Source organism: Streptomyces sp. NPDC026301 (assembly GCF_055567935.1).
This window is the reverse complement of record NZ_JBVHPN010000010.1, coordinates 126,532-145,799: the sequence shown is the minus strand read 5'-3', so window position 1 is coordinate 145,799 and position 19,268 is coordinate 126,532. Positions and strand designations below refer to the sequence as shown.

Below are 19,268 nucleotides of genomic sequence, written 5' to 3'. Positions count from 1 at the left end.
CAGAAACGACCTAGCCCGCGCCCTGGACCGCCTCGACCAGAGTGTCGGCTGCGAGCAGACCGAGCTTGTGGGAGGCGAGGGGACTGTCGCCCGTGAGCAGCTTCCGATCTCGGTGAGTCTTTCCGGTCATGTCATCGTTGATGACGTTGAGTCCCTGCTTGCTCAGCAGGTCGGCGACCAGCCAAGGCAAGCGGCCGGGGAGATAGCCGATATCGAGGTTCGGCCCCTCATCGAGTGCGTCAGGGAAGACGCAGACCGAGTACCCCTTGAACGGGGACTCGTTCTTACCCAACGAGGCAGCAAGCAGCGCAGCCGGGCCATGGCACAAGGTGATGATGAACTTGTCGTTCGACAGAGCCCAGTCCAGCGTCTGGCTCACCGCCCCACTGGCCGGCAGGCCGACTACGGCTGCATGTCCGCCTGGGATGAAGACGGCGATGTAATCCGAATCCTTTCCAAGGTCGTTGGCGACGACCTCGGAGAGCTTCTTGGGCTGCTTGAGCTTCGGCTTGAGGGCTTCGTACGTCGCCATGACCGCTTCGTCTTCGTGCGGCATGGCCCACAGCTCGAGCTTCGCCGGGTAGCCCTCCAGCGTAGCGACGTCGACGTCGAAGCCCGCCTCCATCATGTGATGAAGCGGAAGCAGCATCTCGACGGGATGATTCCCGGTGGAGAACATTTTGCCGTTCTCCAGCAGTACGTAGCGCTCCTCGGCCGCGATCATGAGCACCTTCCACTTCCCCTGGGTGTAGGCGCCCTTGTGCCGCACTCCATCGAAGTCAGTCTTCGACGACGTGTACTGACTCAGCGAGTACGGCGACGGGAAGTACGCGTTGTCCTCGGCCGCATCCGGCGCGGGGTCCCTGCTCAGGTCATTTGCGGCACGTGACATGTTGAGTACCCACTTTCCGGCTTCGGGTTGATTTGTGGTGACCTTACCGACTCAGGTCGGTCCGGCACGTCGAGCCAGGGCCTTCATCGAGGCATGCTGTCCCGTTGCACGGGTCCGAGTGCGGAAGCACCACCACACAAAGGCGAGAGGCACCCCGTTCGAGATCACCGCTCCCCATACTGTCCGGCGCCCCCGCTCGACGCGACCGGACGGCTGCGGGCAGCGCCTTAGAGGCGCCTCCCACCAGGCCTTTTCTCGCCCGTTGGCGGCAGTAACAGCCAACTCTGTTCCGGCCCACAAACCGCCGGAATCCTCCATGGCAGATCACCCTCGCCAGAGCACAGGCCCTGCTGCCCACGACAGCGGAGCAGGGAATAGCCCGTAGCGCAAAGAAGTTGGCTTTTAGCGGATCGCCGCGTTAGCGTGCGAGCTAAGGCAGTTTTCTTTGCTTTAACGTTCGTCGGGCGACGCCCGCAACGGCCTGCCAGCGCCCCGCCCCGGCCCCACCCCGCCCGCGTGGACGCCCACCCGGCGCCGGCTCCACCACGAGAAGAGACTCCGCATGTCCACTCCCCTCCGCTTCGCCCCCGCCACCCAGCGGCCGACGCTGTCCCGCGGCATATCGTTCTGGCTGCTCGGTGCGATCCAGCTGTTCCTGCTGTTCGCGGCCAGCGCCCCGTCCCCGCTCTACCCCGTCTACCAGGCCGAATGGGGATTCGGGCCCACCGCGGTGACCCTGGTGTTCGCCCTGTACGCCTTCGGTCTGCTCGCGGCGCTACTGGTGGTCGGCTCGCTCTCCGACCACATCGGGCGACGGCCCGTGCTCATCGTGTCCCTGCTGGTCGAGATCGCCGCCATGGTGATCTTCATCGAGGCCGGTGGACTCGGCTGGCTGCTCGCCGCCCGCGCCGTGCAGGGCCTCGCCACCGGCGCCGCCATGGGCGCCATCGGCGCGGGCCTGGTCGACCTGCAGCCTCCGCACAACCCACGGCTCGGCGCCCTGGTCGGCGGCACCTCCATCCTGCTGGGGCTGGCGCTGGGCGGCCTCGGCGCCGGCGTCCTGGTGCAGTACGCCCCGGCACCGACGACGCTCATCTACCTTGTACTCATCGCCGCGTTCGCCATCACCCTCGCCGGTGTGGTGTTCATGCCGGAGACCACCGCGGGACGGCCCGGCGCCCTGGCCTCACTCCTCCCCCGGGCGTCGCTCCCCCGCCGGCTGCGCCCGCACATGCTGGTGATCACGCCCAGCCTCGTGGCCCTCTGGGCGGTCGGCGGCTTCTACCTGTCGCTGGGCCCGGCGCTGACCGCCGCCGTGCTGGGTGAGCGGAACACCGTGATCGTGGGTGCGGTGATCGCCGTACTGACCGGCGCCGGCGCCCTCGGGCAGCTGTTCCTGCAGCGAAGGACGCCGCTGCGGATCCTGTCGTACGGATCGGTGACGCTGATTGCGGGCATGCTGATCACCATGATCGGCGTGGCGGCAACCATTCCGGCGGCCTATCTGCTCGGCACGGCCCTCGCCGGATTCGGTTACGGCGCGTCGTTCCTCGGCGCCATGCGCACCCTGGCCGCACAGGCGGAGCCCGAGGAGCGGGCTGCGGTCTTCTCGGTCATGTTCCTGATCAGCTACCTGGCGTTCGGCCTGCCCGCAATCGTCGCAGGGGTGTTCTCCACCCGCCTGGGGCTGACCCTCACCTCCATCGGATACGCGGTGGTGGTCATCGCCCTGGCGCTCCTCGCACTCCTCGGCCTGTACGTGCAAAGGCGCCGCATGGCACCCCAGCCGCCCCTGCAGCCCGCAGAGGCCGCCGGGCCTCAGCCTTCGCGTCAGAACGCCTGATCGCCTGATCGCCGAGCTCCAGGACGCATGCGAAAAGTTCCGACACAAAGGACAGACCAGTGATGCAGCAGTCGCTGCCCGAGAAGGCTCTTGAAGTGCGGCTGGCATCGCGGCCACAGGGGTGGCCGACGCCGGACACCTTCGACATCGCCGAGGGCCGGGTCGGCCGGCCTGCCCCCGGGCAGATCCTGGTCCGCAACGAGATCATGAGCGTCGACCCGTACATGCGGGGCCGCATGAACGCGGGCAAGTCCTATGTCCCGCCCTTCGAGGTCGGCGAAGCGCTCCAAGGCGCGGCCGTGGGTGAGGTCGTGGCTAGTGATTCCGCACAGTTCACGGTCGGGCAGAAGGTCGTCCACCCGTACGGCTGGCGCGAATACGCGGTCGTGGAGGCGGAGAAGGCCACGGTGGTCTCGCCGGACATCGCCCCGCTCGGCGCACACCTCGGTGTGCTGGGGATGGTGGGCCTCACCGCGTATGTCGGCCTGTTCGACGTGGCGTCCTTCGCGCCGCGCGACACGGTGTTCGTCTCCGGTGCGGCCGGCGCCGTGGGTTCGCTCGTCGGGCAGATGGCCAAGCTACGCGGCGCCCCACGCGTGATCGGCAGCGCGGGATCGGCGGAGAAGGTCCGTTACCTCATCGAAGAGCTGGGCTTCGACGCGGCATTCAACTACAAGGACGGCCCGGTGCTTGATCGGCTGAAGGCTGCCGCGCCGGACGGCATCGACGTCTATTTCGACAACGTGGGCGGCGACCACCTGGAAGCCGCCATCGAGGTGCTCAACGGCCACGGCCGGATCGCCGCATGTGGCGCGGTCGCACAGTACAACGCAACAGAGCCCCCGACCGGGCCGCGCAACATGTTCCAAGTGGTCACCAAGCGGTTGGAGATGAAGGGCTTCATCGTCGGCGACAGTATCCGGCGCAGGCCCGACTTTCTCCATGAGGTCGGGGCCTGGCTGCGCGACGGCCGACTGATCGAATCCCGGACCACCGTCCACGGTCTGCGCAATGCCCCCGACGCGTTCCTAGGGATGCTCAGGGGCGAGAACACCGGAAAGATGCTCGTCACCATCTGAACCACCTGACAGCCCACCGAACCGGCCTCGCAGGCTTGCCGAGTCCCCACGACATCCTCGGCCTGCGAGGTCGTCCGCGTACGAGTGCAGCGCCTCGCCCGCAGGCTGCGGCTCAGCCGGCGCGATCGCTGCGTACGGCTTCCATCGCCACGACCAGGTCGGCGATCGCGCGGGGCTGGGTGAGCGAGCGACCGGTGAGCTCCTGGAGACGGCGAAGCCGGTAGCGGACGGTGTTTGCGTGCACGTAGAGGCGCTCGGCGGCCCGCTCGGCGGAGCCGTCGTGGTCGAGCCATGCCTGCAACGTGCCCAGCAGCACGGCACGCTCCTCACTGGGCAGGCCCAGGACGGGGCCGAGGACCTGACGGGCGACGCGGTGGCCTTCATCAGGGTCCCGGGCCACGAGACCGGCCAAGGGGCCGGGGCCCAGTACATTCACCTCGGCGCGGCCCTCCGGCAGGCGGTGCAGCGCGGCGCAGGCCAGGCGCAGCGCCCGCGGAGTCTCCCGCCACGCCCGGAAGACAGGGCTCACGCCGGTTCGCGCCGACGCGCTCTCCCGTACCAGCTCGATCACCTGGCGGAACTGCTCCGGGCGCAGCGACACCACCCCCATCTGCGCGGCGGAGGTCAGCTGCCATGCGGAGGGGATGCCGCGTTCCGCCAGCCGCCCCTCGATTCCCGGCAGGCTCGGGTCGGCCGGGCCGAGGGTCTCCGCGGTGATGACGATGTGGTCGGTGTCCGAGGGCAGTCCGAGGAGCTTGGGCACCTCCCAGGGCGGGGCATCGGGGCCCGGCTCTCCCGCGAACAGCGCCTCGACCAGGGCCGAGCGTCGCTGCTGGCGCTCCACGAGCAATTCCGCGGTGGTCGACCGATACGCCTCGGTGAGCGCAATCGCGTACTCATCACTGAGCTGCCACACCCGGGTGGCCGCGGAGAGGACCGTATCGACCGCCTCCCGGTCCGAGGTGCCACGGCTCCACTCGGTCAACAGTTCCCACAGCGCACCAAACCCCATGCGGTATGCGCGCAGAAGCTCTGGCAAGGGCGCGCCCTGCCGCGCGCGCTGCCGACCGGTCCGTTCTGCCGTCGAGAGGTCATGGAGGTGGTCCGGTTCACGTAGGGCGGCGACCATTGAGCGCATGTTCTGTTCCACCGACCGCTGAAGGTCGGCGCGGGACACGACTTCTTCCTCCCGGTAGAAGTCGATTTCCTTGAGAATGCCGGCAAGGACATCGTCGATCAGACGCGGCAGCTGCGACTCGACCCAATCGGGCAGCTCCGTCACGTTCGACTCCCTCACCGTACTCACCCTTCCATGGCCGGGGCGCAGGCGAGGAGGTCCTCCACCAGGGCGCGGGCATAGGCACCGTCCGTCGGTTCGATGCCGAACAGGACGCGGAAATGCAGCGGAGCCACGACGTGGTCCATCACCTTCTCGGTGGCCGGCGGCTCCTCACCGCGGGCGCGGGCACGGGCGGCGATCAGGTCGATCTGGTCCGCCCGCCTGCGCAGGCAGCGGTCCCGTACCTCGCCGTCGCCGACCGCGTTGACCACGGTACGGAGCGAGGCACTGCCTTCGGGCGCGCTGATGTGTTCCAGCACGAGCTCCGCCCACGTACGGAGATCCCCACGGAGGCTGCCGGTGTCCGGCGGCACCGAGTCCGACGTCAAACGGCTCTCGGCGACCGAGGTGAGCAGCTGATGCACATCGCCCCAGCGCCGGTAGACGCTCGTCGGGTTGACACCCGCCCGCGCGGCGATCGCCGGAATCGAGACCTGGTCGGGGCCGCGCTCACAGATCAATTCCGTGGCAGCCTGCTCCACTGCTGCGAGGACGCGAGCGCTGCGGCCGCCAGGGCGGCTCGCGGCCCGCTGCTCTGAGGTGGCCATGAAATCAGTGTAGAGCAATGATATTGGCTTTAAGCGTGACGCAGCGCCGCCCTCCACCATGCCACCGTGACGCCCGCACGATAAGCAGCAGGCGCAGCTGAACCGCTCCGTCGATCAGCGGATGAAGTCGGCAATGTCCCGGGCTGCCGCGAGGAGAAGGGGGCCAGCTCGCGGATGCGCTCCGGGGGAAGCCGATCGTTGATCGCTGACATGGTGATGGCCATGGACGGATCGGAGGTTGCCGAGGGGATCGGCGCCGCCAGTCCCGAGACGCCGGGCAACAGGGTGTCCCTGTCGAAGCAGTAGCCACGTTCGCGGATTTCGGTGATTTGCCGATGGACCGCCGCAGCCACTACGGCCCTGTCCGGGATATCCGCCCTCATCCGGCGCCGCAGCGGCTCATGCACCAGCAGCTGCGCGTCCACTCGATTCCACTGGTGTGCTGTCCTCGCCCGGCAATGTAAGGAGGAATGGCGGCAACGGCAAGCGGGGTGAGGGGGCGTGGTTCCGGAGGTAGTTTCAGGCTGAGGTGGCCGTCCAGGCGAAGTGGCCAGGCGTGGTTTGCGCTTCGAACGGAGTAGCTGCCCGAGTCAGTACGGATCCGGCCCGTTGGGCCCCAACGGGCCGGAACGGACGGCAGCGGAGGTCAACACGAACTCAGCACGGGCCGAGTTGCGTTGCTTTTGGGTGGGGAGGCGTACTTCGTTGACCTGCGTGTTTGTTAAAAATCACGCTCTCTACCAAGTGGCCGCCGCGCAGATGGAGAACATCTGGCTCCGCACGAAGCGCAAGGACGCAAACGGCCAGGTCAAGAGCGGTACGGGTGGTGTCTGCTACCTCTACTTCCCGGCTAAGCCAGCACCAACTCAGCACCGGGTTCTGCGCGAGCTGGGGATTTGCCCGTAGCCGTTGAACCCGGCTCCAGCGGCAGGTAGTCCCCGAAGGTCGTCTCCACCACCTGGCGGCACCGCTCCCGGCCGTCGGTGGTGAGGTGGCCGTAGCGGTCGACCGTGATCTTGATCGACCGGTGCCCGAGTCATCGGGACACCTCGTGGATGGACACCCCATTCGTCAGGGTCACGGTCGCCCACTTGTGCCGAAGATCGTGTGGAGTGTATGCGGGCAGTCCGAGCCGCTGGATCGCGCGATCCCACGATTTCCGGACCAGCCCCGGGTAGGTCATTCCTCCGGCTTGATTGAGGATGGGCAGACGTGAAGCAAAGGCATGCAGGTCTTCAGGCACCGGAACGTCACGCCACTCTCCCTCCTTGCGGTGTTTGAGCGGAGCATAACGAGCGACGTAGCATCGATCCGGACCCCGATACCGAACCATCTGCCGCCCCAAGCGCAATGTGCCTTCGTGGAAGTCCTCGGGAAAAACCCCAAGCGATTCGCCGATACGCAATCCGCAACAAGCCATGAGCCACAGAGCCGGTTCCAATCGCGGGCCGATGGAATGAGCGATTGCTTGTATCTCTTCAAGACCCGGAAGGCGTTTCGCCGTCGAGGCAGTCGCCGCCACGGTCGAGTCCGTGGGCGCAGCCCGTACCGGCATCCGCCTGTCGCCCGGCGGCGGCATCTGGGGTGTGACCGAGGACGACGTGGCCGAGCTGAACACCGCTCTTCTGACGGAGCTGGCCCGCCTCGACCTGGCTTACGTGCACCTGGAGGCCACCACCGACGAGGAAGTTCTCCTCCAACTGCGCAAGACCTGGCCGGGCACCCTGATCGTCAGCCCCACCATGCCCGGCGGCCCGAAGCAGACCGGGATGGCGGAAGCCGACCACTGGCTGGACCTGGGCGCCGACCTAATCGCCTTCGGCCGCGGCTTCCTCGCCAACCCCGACCTGGTCGAACGCCTGCGCTCCGGCCTGCCCGTCGCGCCCGCCGACGAGAACACCTTCTACCAGGGCGGCGACGCCGGGTACCTCACCTACCCGACGTACCAGCACACGGCCTGACCGTCTCACCGCAGGTCAGGTAACGGAAGCGTGCTCCACGCGACAACCGCGATGAGGACCGCGGGGACGGTCCTGGCCTTGTCGGGCTGCCCGTACACCGTCGACCGCGGCACTCCGAGCATTACGTGACCTCGATGGCGTAGGGCGCCGACCACTGCCAGGTCGCCGGAGCGGCTGAGAAAGCCTCTACGATCCGGTTGAACACCGAACCGGGGAGGGGACATGGCCGAGGGCGGGGAAACAGACGCGGTCGCCGAGAGACCGGTGGAGCTGGCCTACCGGCCGACCGTCGGCGAATTGGCGTCCGCGCTGCGGGCACGCGCGAGGAGCACCGGCGCGGGACGCTTCCAGCGTGGAGCGCTGGTCTGGACGGTGGCGGCCACGACCGTCGGTGCCCTGCTGTCGGCGGCCGGCTCCGGCCACCGGGACACACCGTGGCCGTTGTACGCGGGGGTGGTGGTCTTCGCCGTCTTCATGACTGCGGTGCCGTGGTTGCAGGCGCGCCGCCTCCACCGGCTCGCCGAACGGCAGGGGGACATTCGCGGGACGGTCGACGACACCGGGCTCCGGCTCACCACCGCGCACAGCTCGGCCGGCCTCGACTGGCACCTCTACTCGCGCTATGCCGAGACGCCGGAGCTGTTCGTGCTTCTCAGCGCCGACAAGTCCGCCGTCGGCTTCGTCGTCCTGCCCAAGCGGGCCGTGGCGGGCCCGGAGGAGGTGGACCGGCTCCGGGCGGTCCTCGACCGGCGGCTCGTGCGCGCGGACGACGCCGAGGCGCCCGGAAGCCCACGGAGCCGGGGCCGGGCCGTCGGCCGCGGGGTCGGCTCCATCGGACTGTTGCTGCTGGGGCTGCTGCTGTTCTTCTTCGCCTTCGCCGCCGTCCAGCACGCCGCGCACCCGGACCGCTTTCCCGGGATCCAGAACAACACCGCCCCGGTAGCGGCCGTCATGCTGGGGCTGGGGGCACTTGCGATCGCCGGGGCCTGGTGGCTCGTACGGCGGATGACGGCCATGCGGATCGTGACCGCCGTGCTCGCCGTCCTCGTCCTGCTGGCCGGTGGCGCCGCCCTGTACCGCGTTGGGCCGATGCTCCACTGCTGGGGCTCGGACCGGATCACCCGCGGGCCCGAGGGCGCCTACGTCTGCTACGACTTCTGAGCGGGCCACGGTCTCCGAGCGGGCCCGGACATCATCTCTCGAAGCGCTCAAGGCCACCGGTGACCTTGCGGCTGGTGTCTGCTCACCACGCCGCCCTGATCAAAGCCTTCACCGTCCAGCCGAAGCGCGCTGCCAAGCGACCGAACCTCCATCCCTACCCTCAGCGGCGCGGTGCGGTGATGGGCCGGCACCGCGTCGGCGGGATGTCGGCCGTCCGGCGGGACTGTCGGTGATCCATAGGCGATGTGTCGGTGGCCGTTGGAACCGTGGGTGTCGAGTCGCCCAAGGGAGCAGCCGCAGCCGCCTTCAAGAGCAAGGTGGCCTTCAAGAGCAAGGCCGCCTTCAAGAGCAAGGCCGCCTTCAAGAGCAAGGGAACCTCGTCGCCATGTCGTCCACGTCCTCCACCCCGCCCTGGAATGTCCAACGGCTACCCGGTGCCGATGGCCGCGTCTTCCTGGTCACCGGCGGCAATGCCGGCATCGGGTACTTCGTCGCGGAGCAGTTGTCGGCAACCGGCGCCACCGTCGTACTCGGCAGCCGGAATCCCGTCAAGGCCGAGGTCGCCATGGCCTCGATCCGTGCGCGTGTCCCCGGTTCGCGGGTGCGGGCCGTACGGCTGGACCTCGCCGACCTCTCGTCGCTCGAAACAGCGGTGGAATTGCTCGAGGTGGAGCACCTTGACGCGGTAGTCCACAACGCCGGCGTCGCGCTTGACGACCCACCGCGCGAGGAGACCGGGGACGGTCACGAGCTCATGTTCGGCACGAACCACCTCGGGCACTTCGCTTTGACCCAGTGGCTGATGCCGCTGCTGTCGGCTGCGCCGGCGGCCCGCGTTGTGACCATGGGCAGTTTCGCGGCGAAGTCCGAGCGGCTCGACCTGGACGACCTGCAGTCCTGGAAGGACTACCGGCCCAAGCGCACCTACGGACGCTCCAAGTTGGCACAGATGTACTTCGGCGTCGAACTCGACCGCCGTCTGCGCGCTGCCGGCAGTACGGTGGCGAGCGTGGTGGTCCATCCCGGCGGCGCGCTGGACTCCCTCACCCCGTCACGGCCACCGGTCCATGTGCGAACTACCGGCGCACGGCTGAGCGCGGCCCCTGCGGCCCTCCTCGTCCAGGGCAAGCACGCCGGCGCATGGCCCGCGGTCCGAGCGGTGCTCGACCCGGCCGTGCGTGGAGGCCAGTTGTGGGGACCGCGCGTCTTCGGCCTGCGCGGCAAGCCCCGACGCGAACCGGTGTGGAACCACCTCGCCGACCCCTCCGTCGCGGCGCGGTTGTGGGACGCGAGCTGTGATCTGACCGGCACCGACCTCAGCACCCTATCCGGATAGCTCAGGCACGCGCGCGTTGGCCAACAGGTGGGTTATGGGGTCTTGATCTCGCAGAGCAACAGGCTGCTGATGTCTTCATCGGCCACCCCGTGTGGCAGCGTGCTGGCACGACCCTGCCGGCGGTCGAAGATCGGCTCACGATCGGGCGAGGTGTTCACCGATCCGCAGGAACGCCTGGGCCAACGGGGCCACCGGTACGGCGGAGGAGATGACCTGGGAACCGAAGTGGACGGCGACGAGGCCGAGGCCGGGTGAGACGAAGAGCCGCTGGCCATGGATGCCGCTGGCCAGGTAGGAGCCGTACGGGTCCTTCAGGACCCACCACAGGTCGTGGTACGAGAGCGCAGCCGGCGAATCGGGGGGTGCGGTGGGGAAACGTACACGGCGGGGGTAGCCGTCGGGGACGCCGCTCACGAGGGTCGTGGCCACTTCCTCGGGCACCACCTGCCGGCTGCCGACCGCCCCGCCGCAGCGCATCATCTCGCCGAGGCGAGCGATGTCGCGCGCCGTGGCGCTGAAGCCGCCGCACGTCGCCTCCAGGCCGTCGCTGTCGAGGATGTAGTAGGCGTCCTCCTCGGCGCCGAGGAGGACCAGAGGAGTTCGCTTTCTCGTGGGCCAGGACCGCCGCTATGAGGCCGATGTAGGACTTGGCCGCCGAGGCGTTGAAGTGCGGGGTGTGCGGTTCAGTGCTGTGAAGGTACCTCTCGTAAACGACGGAGCCCCGGTGCATCACGAGGAACGCGTTCGTCTGCGCGGCGGCGAAGAGGTCCGCCGGCGTGATCGTGGCGCCGCCGCCCAGGTCGATGTCGAGCGTGTCGAGGTCTGATGGCTTGCCGGGCAGGTACCGGGGGCCGTACTCCATACGAGGCACTCATTAACGTACAAATAGTTCAGTTAAGAGGACGGTTAAGGGGGTAGGAGGGAAGCTCTGCGGGTAGCGGCACCGCAGTACCCCAGCCGTTGACCGGAGCTCCGGCGAGCGTTACGTTGCCAAATGGTTCGATCATTAGCAGACAGCGTGTACGGGAAGACAGTTTGTGCGAGACGTGCGGCTGCTCTGAATGGATCGACCCTCGATCGGCGCGCACCCCTGCGCGGCCTCGTTCGTACCGCCTCCGCACCCTTCCCTCCGAGCCGCAGGAGTGCCCCGTGATCGAACCGTCCTCGTCCGCCCCGCCTCTCGATGCCGTCGGAGCGCCGCCACGCCCGGAGTTCGACAGGCGGCGCGCGTGGCTGATCGCCGCGATGATCGTCACGTTCATGCTGATCAACTATGCGGACAAGTCCGTCCTTGGGCTCGCGGCCGTGCCGATCATGGATGAACTCGGCATCAGTAACAGCGCGTACGGGATGATCTCCAGTTCCTTCTCGCTGCTGTTCAGCCTCTCGGGCCTGATCGTCGGCTTCGCCTCCGCGCGGATCACCAGCCGGGTCCTGCTGTTCACGATGGCCGCCCTGTGGGCGGTGGCGCAGCTTCCGGTCCTCGTGGTGGCGTCAGTGCCGACGCTGGTGGCGGGGCGGGTGTTGCTCGGGGCGGCTGAAGGGCCCGCGGCGTCGATGTCGTTGCACGCGCTGTACAAGTGGTTCCCCGCGGACCGGCGGGGCTTCCCCTCGGCGCTGCAGATCGGCGGTGCCTCGCTCGGCATCCTGGTCGCGGCGCCGGTCGTGACCTGGCTCATCACGGCCTTCGGCTGGCGCTCGGCGGTTGTGGTTCTCGCGGTGACGAGCGCGGTGTGGAGCCTGGTGTGGTGGCGGGTGGGCCACGACGGTCCGTACGGCCGGGAGCGCACGCCCCGTACCGCGGATACGTCCGCCGGCACTCCGCCCGCCGCTGCAGGGCAGGAGCGACTGCCGTACCGGCGCCTGCTGCTGGACGGAACCGTGCTCGGGAGCGTCACCGCGGCTTTCGGTGCCTCCTGGGCGTTGGCACTGAGTCACGCCTGGCTGCCCGTCTACCTGCGGACGCGGCTCGGCATGACGCCGGGCGAGGCGGCCACGCTCATCAGCGCTGTCTCCGCCTTCAGTCTCGTGCTGCTCCTTTCGGTGCCCCCGCTGATGGACAGGCTGCGCCGACGCGGCTTTTCGAGCAGGTGGTCGACCGGCGCTCCGCAGGGTGTCGCCGTGGCCGTCGCAGGACTCGCCATGGCCGTCTTTCCGTTCGTCGACGGGCGCGGAGTTCAACTCGTCTTGATAGCCCTGGCGTTCGGCGGCCACGCCATCGTTTTCCCGCTGTACTACATGACCGCATCCGCCGTGGTCCCGCCGATCCAGCGGGGGGGCGGTGTTCGGCATCGTCGCCGCCACCGGCACACTGCCCGGGCTGATAGCCCCGTCCCTGACCGGGCACCTACTGGACTCGGCCGTCTCACCGAGCGCCGGCTACATCCACGCCTACCTGCTGACCGCCGCCGTCATGCTGGTCTGCGGCCTGGTGGCCCTGGTCGCCATCCGGCCGGAGCGGGACGCGCGCCGACTGGGCCTGGCCGACTAGGACTTGTCCAGACAGGGCCCGGGCCGCGCCCTGCGGCCGCCCGCGTCGGCGTGAGCCCTTCTTCGGCGCGTCGCCGCAACTGAGCGACAGCTCTCGGGCGGCACGGCCACCACCCCTCCGGCCCTGCCCGGGCACGGTCGATGCCCCCCTCAGGCGGGCGGTTCGAAACCGCTGGCCCAGTACCGGCCGTGCATCGCCAGATCGAGCAGCATGCGCACGACTTCCTCGGCGGGCAGGGAGGGGGTGTCCTGCTCGACCCACCAGCGCAGAACGGCGATCTGCTCGCCCACCCACACCCGGGCGAGCAGTTCGGGGTCGATGCGCGGCTGGACCGCGTTGCGTTCGGCGCGGGCGCGGAACTCGCTGGCCGTCGCCGCCGCGCAGGCGTCGACGAACATCTGCAGCGGCTTGCCGTCGCCCTCCCCGCGCAGCACGATCCGGTACAGATCGCGCTCTTCGCGCGCGTGGCGCAGCATTTCCAGGACCGGCTTGCCCGTGAAGCCGATCGCGCTGTCCGCGACCGCGGGCTCCAGGCGCTCGGCGAGCCCGGCCAGGAGGTCGGCCGTCACGCGGGCGAACAGGTCTTCCTTGTCCCGGAAGTGGGCGTAGAAGGTGGCGCGGGCCACGTCCGCGCGCTCGGTGATGTCCTCCACCGTCAGCGCGGTGAAGCCACGTTCCAGGACCAGCTCCACCATGGCCGTGCCCAGGGAGCGGCGTGACCGCCTCGTCCGTCTGTCCTCGGCCACGGGCCCCTCCTCGGTCGTCGCGATGCGTGCGGCGCCCAGTCTAGAAGACTCTTGACACCGGACAGGTTACTGAACAAGCTGTCCGTAATTGGTCTAGCTGTAATCTAAGTCCGTCGGCCCGCCGGGGCCATCGGCTCACTCCGCTTCGCCTCCCTTCTGGAGCAGGTCTTCATGAACCTCGGCACATATCTGTCGCGCAGCGCTCGCTACTGGCCCCAGGCCCCGGCCCTTGTATGCGGGGACCGCTCTTGGACCTTCACCGAACTCGACCGCGCGACGGACCGGTTGGCCTCCGCCCTGTCCGCCCGGGACCTGCGGCCCGGCGACGCGGTCGCCTCGCTCGCCTGGAACCGCGGTGAGCTGGTGGAGGTCGAATTCGCCCTGTACAAGGCGGGTTTGACGCGCGCGCCGATCAACGCGCGTCTTGGGCGAGGGGAGATCGAGCACATCCTGCGCTACGCCCCTGTGAGGGTGCTGTTCTTCGACGCGGCCCATCGCGAGGACGCCCTGGCGGCGATCGCCGCGGCCGGTACCGAATGCCTTCCCGTGCCGCTGGACGGTCCGCAGGAGCCCGGCTCGGGCGAGGTCTCCTATTCCGCGCTGCTGGGCGAAGGCGACCGCCACCTCGACGAGGCCCCGTTCCTCGTCGAGGTGGACGAAACCGAACCCTGTGTCCTGAACTTCACCTCCGGTTCCACCGGAGCACTGAAGGCGGCGGTGCAGACGGTCGGCAACCGTCTCGCGAGCATGCGCAAGCTCTTGATGTCGGACGAGTCCCGGCCCCGTCCGGGCACCCGCTACCTCGCCTGCGGCCCCATCACCCATGCCACCGGCATGAGCCTGCTGGCCGGCGTGTTCGGCGGCTCGACGACCTACGTCCTGCCGGCCTGGAGCCCGGAGAGTTTCTTGGAGGCTGTCGAGAGGGAGCGCATCACCGCCACCTTCCTCGTGCCGGCCATGGTGAACATGGTGCTCGCCCACCCCGGCGCCGCCGCGTACGACCTGTCCTCGCTGACGAGTGTGCGGATCGGCGGCGCGCCCATCTCACCCCAGCGCCTGCGCGACGCCGTGGAATTCTTCGGTCCCGTCGTCGCCCAGGGATACGGCCTGGGCGAGACCACCAGCGTGGTCGCGGGCCTCAGCGGCCAGGAGATCGCGCACGCGGTGAAGGAGGATCCCGAACTGCTCCGGTCGTGCGGACGGGCGACCTACGACACCGAGATACGCGTCGTCGACGAGGCGGGCCGGGAGCTCGGTCCGCGCGAGGTCGGCGAGGTCATCGTGCGCGGACCCGACTGCGTACGCGAGTACTGGCAGGAGCCCGAGCTGTCCGCAGAGACCTTCCGCGACGGCTGGGTGCACACCGGCGACCTGGCATGGATGCGGGAGGACGGCTACCTGTTCCTCGTCGACCGCAAGAAGGACATGATCATCTCGGGCGGCTTCAACATCTACTGCACCGAGGTCGAGGCCGCCCTGTACGAGCACCCCGCCGTCCAGGAAACCTGCGTGGTCGGCGTGCCCGACGAGCAGTGGGGCGAGGCCGTCAAGGCCGTGGTCGTACGGAACCCCGGCATCGCCGACGTCACCGCCGACGACCTGATCGCCTTCTGCGCCGAGCGCCTGGACCGCTTCAAGAAGCCCCGCTCCGTCGACTTCGCGACCGAGCTCCCCCACAACCGCAACGGCAAGCTCGACCGCAAGGCCGTACGCGAACCGTACTGGGCGAACGCCGACCGCCGCGTCAACTGACCTGTCACCACAAGGAGTTATCGCAGTGACCTTCTCCCTGCGCCCCACCTGCGGCGATCCGCGCACCGCCGAACTGGTCGAGCGGCTGCGCGACTACCTCGACGGCGAACTCGCCGACCATGAACGCGAACGCGGCATCACCCGCGAAAGCCGCCTCACCCGCGCCGATCTCGAACCGATCTGGCGCCGGAGCCGCGAACTCGGCTTCTACGGAATCCATCTGCCCGAGGAGTACGGCGGCCAGAACCTCACCTACACCCAACTCGCGGCCCTGAAAGAGGAGATCGGCGCCAGCGGACGCGTCCTGGCCCACTCGGTCCTCGGCGACATGGGCGGCCCCCTGCGCGCCGGCGACATCCTCAAGCACGCTACCCAGTACCAACTGGACACGTACCTCCTGCCGCTGATCCGCGGCGAGCGCGCCTGCTGCTTCTCCCTCACCGAGACCGACGCCGGCTCCGACGTCCGCTCCATGCGCACCGTCGCCGTACCCGACGCTGACGGCTACCGGCTGACCGGCCACAAGGTGTTCTCCTCCGCCGGCCCCTTCGCCGACTTCGCGATCGTCGTCGCCCGCATGGCGGGCACCGGCGAACAGGAGGGCGACAAGCCGCTGTTCTCCGCGTTCCTCGTGGACCTCGACAGCCCCGGCTGCCGGGTCGAGGACGGAGCGACGCCGATGTCCGGCGAGCACATCGAGAGCGACATCCTCCTGGAGAACTGTCACGTCCCCGCCGCCAACCTCCTCGGCGAGGAGGGCAAGGGTATGCGCATCGCGCTCGGCCGGGTGACCACGAACCGGCTGCTGCACTGCCCCACCGTCCTCGGTGCCACCCGCCGCGCCCTCGCCCTGACCCTGGACCGCACCCGGACGCGCACGGTCGCGGGCGGACAGCCCCTGCTCATGCTCCAGGCCATCCAGCACAAGGTCGCCGACATGGCCACCGAGCTGTACGCCGCGCGTTCCATGACGTACGCCGCGCTCGCGGCCCTTGACGAGGGGCGCGAGGTTCACGCCGAGGCGTTCATGTGCAAGCTGTTCGTCGCCGAGTCCGCCTTCCGCATCCTCGACGAGGCCGTGCAGATCCACGGCAAGGAAGGGCTCACCCAGGGCAACGAGATCGAGTACCTCTTCCGCAAGATCCGTATGTTCCGCGTCCTCACCGGCACATCCGAGATCCAGCGCAACGGCATCGCCAAGCTCCTGGCCTTCCACCACTGACCCGCCGCCGCACCGGTGGCCGCGGTCGACCGGCGAGGGTCCGGCGTGAGCCCCATTTGTAGGGGCAGGCGGGGCAGGTGTGGAACGGGTGTGGTGGCGTGGGCCGGCGCTCGCACTCACGCCGAAGGGATCGTTGCGGACGTAGGACGAGGGACGAAGGGCGGGGGAGTGTGACTGTGCGCGACAGAGTGAGACCCGTACTGATCGCAGCCAGTGTGTGCGCGGGGCTGGTCGCCGGGGCCTCCCTCGCCGTTCCGGCGGTGCGCAGCATCCGCGCCGAGGGCCCGAGCGACATGTACGCGGCCCTCAGCGAGTGCGGCGGCTACGTAGTGGTGGTGGCCCCCTTCGTTCTGCTCGCCTTGCTGCAGCGGCGGTTCTTCGGACCGTCGGGGATGATCTCTCGCCGCCGGTTACGTCAATACCGCCTGGTGGCGGCCGTGGTCTTCATCGGGACGGAGGTGCCGGTCTTCTGGTTCGTCGTCCCAGGAATCGTCGGTCTCGGGGCCCCGCGCGGTGGTACCTGGGCCGCGGTGATCGGCTGTGTGACGGGGATTCTTGTCGTCACCGCCGGCGTGACGGGTCTGGCCTACTTCCTGCTGGACGTCATCGTCGGGCGGCTGCGCAGCGCCCGCTGACCGGCATGACTGGCATGACTGGCATGACTGGCATGACTGGCATGACTGGCCTGACCGGCACCTGTTGACCGGCGCTTACGGCACCTGCTGCCCCTTCGGCGGTGGGTCTCGTACACCGAGGACGGCAGGCCCCGCCGGCGGTACGCAGCCATGCCCGGTCGCAGTGGGCCGTGCAGCGGTCGACGCCGGCCGACGCCGGTCGACGGCGTCCTGCTTGGCCTCGTCGATCGCTCGGGGAAGGCACGGCAACAGTGAAGGCCCGGGTCCTCAGGACCCGGGCCTTCACTCTCGTAGCGGGGACAGGATTTGAACCTGCGACCTCTGGGTTATGAGCCCAGCGAGCTACCGAGCTGCTCCACCCCGCGTCGGCACGCTGAACTGTACGGCACCAGCCCGGATAGGCCGAATCGCGAGCGGTCCGGCCAACCGCCGGCCGGGCGTTGTTGTGTCGCATCACCGACGTCCCGACCCCGACACTCCGTGCGCACAGCAGGTGCCGCCTGCCGAATCAGTGGGCGGTGAGGCCGCCGTCGACCACGAGTTCCGAGCCGGTGATGAACGAGGACTCGTCGCCGGCGAGGAAAAGCATGGCCGAGGCGATCTCCTCGGCGCGGCCCGCACGGCGCATGGGGGTGCGCACGATGTCCGGTTGCTGGTCGCCCTGCTCGTCCAGGAGGTTCTGGATCATGGGCGTGGCGATGACACCGGGGTGGATGGAGTTGATACGTACGCCCTGACGGGCGTATTCGACGGCGGCGGTCTTGCTCAGCAGGCGCACGGCGCCCTTGGACGCCTGGTAGGCGGCGGCTGCTCCGCTGCCCACGATCCCCAGGACGGACGAGGTGTTGATCACCGAGGCGTTGCCGGTGGCGCGGAGAAGGGGCATGGCAGCCCTCATCCCTAGCCAGGTCCCTTTCTGGTTGATGTCGATGACTCGGTCCCACACGTCTTCCCGGGTGTCCTCGATGCCCGGCCAGTCCACGATGCCCGCGAGGTTGACGAGAACGTCCAGAGTGCCGAACCGCTCGCGTACGGTACTGATCACGTCGTCCCACTCCTGGGCGGAGGAGACGTCCAGTACCGCGGTGACCACCTCTCCGCCGGTCGTCTCCTCGATCCGCTGCGCCAGCGCGCTGAGGGGGTCCTGGGCCACATCGGTGAGGACCAGGCGCGCGCCTTCGCGGGCGAACAGCTCGGCGGTCGCCGCGCCTATTCCGCCCGTCGCGCCGGTGATCAGTGCGACCTTGCCGTCAAGTCGTTCAAGTCGTTGTCCGGTCATGGTGGTGTGCTCTCCGCTTTGATCGTGGTCGTGGTCGTGGTCTCGGTGGCAGGCGCAGGCGCAGGCGCAGTCATGGTCGTGGTCTCGGTCGCGATGCGGTGCGGCCGGTGATGTGTACGGTCAGGCCGCAGTGAAGCCGCCGTCGGCGGCGACCACTGCGCCGGTCATGAAGCTGGAGCGGGTCGAGGCGAGGAACCCGATGATCTCGGCGATCTCCGCAGGCTGCGCGACGCGGCCCAGCGGGTGTGCGGCGGCGAAGGAGCGCAGGTAGGCGCGGCTGTCGTCGCGGATGTTGTCGAGCAGGTCGGTCTCGATCACGCCCGGTGCCACGACGTTGGCCCGGATGTTGTGGGGGCCGCCTTCCAAAGCGATGACCTTCGTCAGCTGGGCCAGGGCGCCCTTCGACGCAGTGTAGGCCGAGCCCTCGGGCAGCCCGACAGTGCAGGTGTAGGAGCCGACGTTGACGATCGCCCCGCCTCGTCCGTTCTCGCGCATGGTGCGGAACGCCTCCCGCGCATGAAGGAACGCGCCGCGGGCATTGACGGCCATCAGGGCGTCCCAGTCCTCCGCCGTGGTCTCGGTGAACGGCCTGTTCAGCGTCCGCCCCGCGTTGTTGACCAGGATGTCCAGCCCGCCGAAACGCTTCCGGGCCAGTGCCACCGCCCGCAGGGCCGTCTCCTCCCGGGAGACGTCACCGACCAGAGTGGCCACACCGTCGAACTCTGTGGTCAGGTTCTCCACCTCGGGCCGGATGTCCTCGGCCAGGACCTGCACCCCACGGGTGTGCAGCCACGCCACAGTGGCTCTGCCGACCCCGCGCGCGGCACCGGTCACCACCGCCACCGTGTCGCGCAAGGCGTCATCACCCGGAGTGGTGTGTCGTCCGGTGCCTGCCGTCATCTTTGTTCTCCCTGCTCAGGGGGGCGGGACTGCTGAGGTCGGCGGGTGGGCGGTGGCAGTGCCTTAGCGGTGTTACGTGCCGTG

The 19,268-nt window shown here is 68.8% G+C and carries 16 protein-coding genes, 1 tRNA gene and 2 pseudogenes; 10 read left to right on the top strand and 9 right to left on the bottom strand.

Translation table 11 applies throughout. From position 1 onward, the window contains the following. Window positions 1-10: 10 nt before the first annotated feature. Window positions 11-892 carry a glyoxalase III HchA gene (gene hchA / locus ACZ4MH_RS19340; protein WP_351588079.1) on the bottom strand — a complete coding sequence of 294 codons (882 nt, stop codon included), beginning with the start codon at window positions 890-892 and terminating at the stop codon, window positions 11-13. Between the two features lie 562 nt (window positions 893-1,454). Here hchA and ACZ4MH_RS19335 point away from each other — a divergent pair. Continuing rightward, complete coding sequence (locus tag ACZ4MH_RS19335) at window positions 1,455-2,735, top strand: MFS transporter (RefSeq protein WP_351588076.1); 1,281 nt, start codon at window positions 1,455-1,457, stop codon at window positions 2,733-2,735. A 62-nt stretch (window positions 2,736-2,797) separates the two neighbouring features. Continuing rightward, window positions 2,798-3,814, top strand: coding sequence for an NADP-dependent oxidoreductase (locus ACZ4MH_RS19330; RefSeq protein ID WP_351588074.1), 1,017 nt, complete (start codon window positions 2,798-2,800; stop codon window positions 3,812-3,814). A 112-nt stretch (window positions 3,815-3,926) separates the two neighbouring features. Here the strand turns inward: ACZ4MH_RS19330 and ACZ4MH_RS19325 are convergent, their stop codons facing one another. Genes ACZ4MH_RS19325 through ACZ4MH_RS19315 form a run of 3 tightly spaced genes read right to left on the bottom strand, consistent with a single transcriptional unit; the run spans window position 3,927 to window position 6,126 of the window. Next, entirely contained in the window at window positions 3,927-5,096 is a 1,170-nt protein-coding gene (locus tag ACZ4MH_RS19325; protein WP_351588071.1) for a PucR family transcriptional regulator, read from the bottom strand. A 20-nt stretch (window positions 5,097-5,116) separates the two neighbouring features. Beyond that, the gene (locus ACZ4MH_RS19320; RefSeq protein ID WP_351588068.1) at window positions 5,117-5,701 is read right to left on the bottom strand and encodes a TetR/AcrR family transcriptional regulator; all 585 of its coding nucleotides are present in this window, start codon (window positions 5,699-5,701) and stop codon (window positions 5,117-5,119) included. A gap of 29 nt (window positions 5,702-5,730) precedes the next feature. Then, window positions 5,731-6,126 (bottom strand): IclR family transcriptional regulator domain-containing protein, encoded by a 396-nt coding sequence (locus ACZ4MH_RS19315; protein ID WP_351588065.1) that lies wholly within the window; start codon window positions 6,124-6,126, stop codon window positions 5,731-5,733. Between the two features lie 331 nt (window positions 6,127-6,457). Between ACZ4MH_RS19315 and ACZ4MH_RS19310 the strand changes: the two are divergent. From ACZ4MH_RS19310 to ACZ4MH_RS19295, 4 genes and pseudogenes are all read left to right on the top strand, one after another. Then, window positions 6,458-6,607, top strand: a pseudogene (locus ACZ4MH_RS19310) (peptidase C39 family protein); the annotation flags it as partial. 587 nt (window positions 6,608-7,194) lie between these two features. Further along, a pseudogene (locus ACZ4MH_RS19305) lies at window positions 7,195-7,662 on the top strand (oxidoreductase); the annotation flags it as partial. A gap of 222 nt (window positions 7,663-7,884) precedes the next feature. Then, window positions 7,885-8,823, top strand: a complete 939-nt coding sequence (locus tag ACZ4MH_RS19300) for a YcxB family protein (protein WP_351588062.1) — start codon at window positions 7,885-7,887, stop codon at window positions 8,821-8,823. 385 nt (window positions 8,824-9,208) lie between these two features. Next, window positions 9,209-10,159, top strand: coding sequence for an SDR family NAD(P)-dependent oxidoreductase (locus ACZ4MH_RS19295; RefSeq protein ID WP_351588059.1), 951 nt, complete (start codon window positions 9,209-9,211; stop codon window positions 10,157-10,159). A 135-nt stretch (window positions 10,160-10,294) separates the two neighbouring features. On the opposite strand, the gene ACZ4MH_RS19290 is transcribed toward ACZ4MH_RS19295, so the two are convergent. Further along, on the bottom strand, window positions 10,295-10,639 hold the full coding sequence (locus ACZ4MH_RS19290; protein ID WP_351588056.1) for a hypothetical protein: 345 nt from the start codon (window positions 10,637-10,639) through the stop codon (window positions 10,295-10,297). Window positions 10,640-11,308: 669 nt separating this feature from the next. Between ACZ4MH_RS19290 and ACZ4MH_RS19285 the strand changes: the two genes are divergently transcribed. After that, window positions 11,309-12,733: an MFS transporter gene (locus tag ACZ4MH_RS19285; RefSeq protein WP_351588053.1), complete on the top strand. Its 1,425-nt coding sequence runs from the start codon at window positions 11,309-11,311 to the stop codon at window positions 12,731-12,733. A gap of 66 nt (window positions 12,734-12,799) precedes the next feature. On the opposite strand, the gene ACZ4MH_RS19280 is transcribed toward ACZ4MH_RS19285, so the two are convergent. Continuing rightward, entirely contained in the window at window positions 12,800-13,396 is a 597-nt protein-coding gene (locus ACZ4MH_RS19280; RefSeq protein ID WP_351588050.1) for a TetR/AcrR family transcriptional regulator, read from the bottom strand. Window positions 13,397-13,567: 171 nt separating this feature from the next. Here ACZ4MH_RS19280 and ACZ4MH_RS19275 point away from each other — a divergent pair, with 171 nt between their 5' ends. From ACZ4MH_RS19275 to ACZ4MH_RS19265, 3 genes are all read left to right on the top strand, one after another. Then, window positions 13,568-15,148, top strand: coding sequence for a class I adenylate-forming enzyme family protein (locus tag ACZ4MH_RS19275; RefSeq protein WP_351588047.1), 1,581 nt, complete (start codon window positions 13,568-13,570; stop codon window positions 15,146-15,148). 25 nt (window positions 15,149-15,173) lie between these two features. Further along, complete coding sequence (locus ACZ4MH_RS19270; protein ID WP_351588044.1) at window positions 15,174-16,370, top strand: acyl-CoA dehydrogenase family protein; 1,197 nt, start codon at window positions 15,174-15,176, stop codon at window positions 16,368-16,370. A 176-nt stretch (window positions 16,371-16,546) separates the two neighbouring features. After that, window positions 16,547-17,005, top strand: a complete 459-nt coding sequence (locus ACZ4MH_RS19265) for a hypothetical protein (protein WP_351588041.1) — start codon at window positions 16,547-16,549, stop codon at window positions 17,003-17,005. A 291-nt stretch (window positions 17,006-17,296) separates the two neighbouring features. Here the strand turns inward: ACZ4MH_RS19265 and ACZ4MH_RS19260 are convergent. From ACZ4MH_RS19260 to ACZ4MH_RS19250, 3 genes are all read right to left on the bottom strand, one after another. Further along, window positions 17,297-17,370, bottom strand: a tRNA-Met gene (locus ACZ4MH_RS19260). A gap of 143 nt (window positions 17,371-17,513) precedes the next feature. Then, window positions 17,514-18,284 (bottom strand): SDR family NAD(P)-dependent oxidoreductase, encoded by a 771-nt coding sequence (locus tag ACZ4MH_RS19255; RefSeq protein ID WP_351588038.1) that lies wholly within the window; start codon window positions 18,282-18,284, stop codon window positions 17,514-17,516. Between the two features lie 120 nt (window positions 18,285-18,404). After that, window positions 18,405-19,184, bottom strand: a complete 780-nt coding sequence (locus ACZ4MH_RS19250) for an SDR family NAD(P)-dependent oxidoreductase (RefSeq protein WP_351588036.1) — start codon at window positions 19,182-19,184, stop codon at window positions 18,405-18,407. Window positions 19,185-19,268 lie beyond the last annotated feature (84 nt).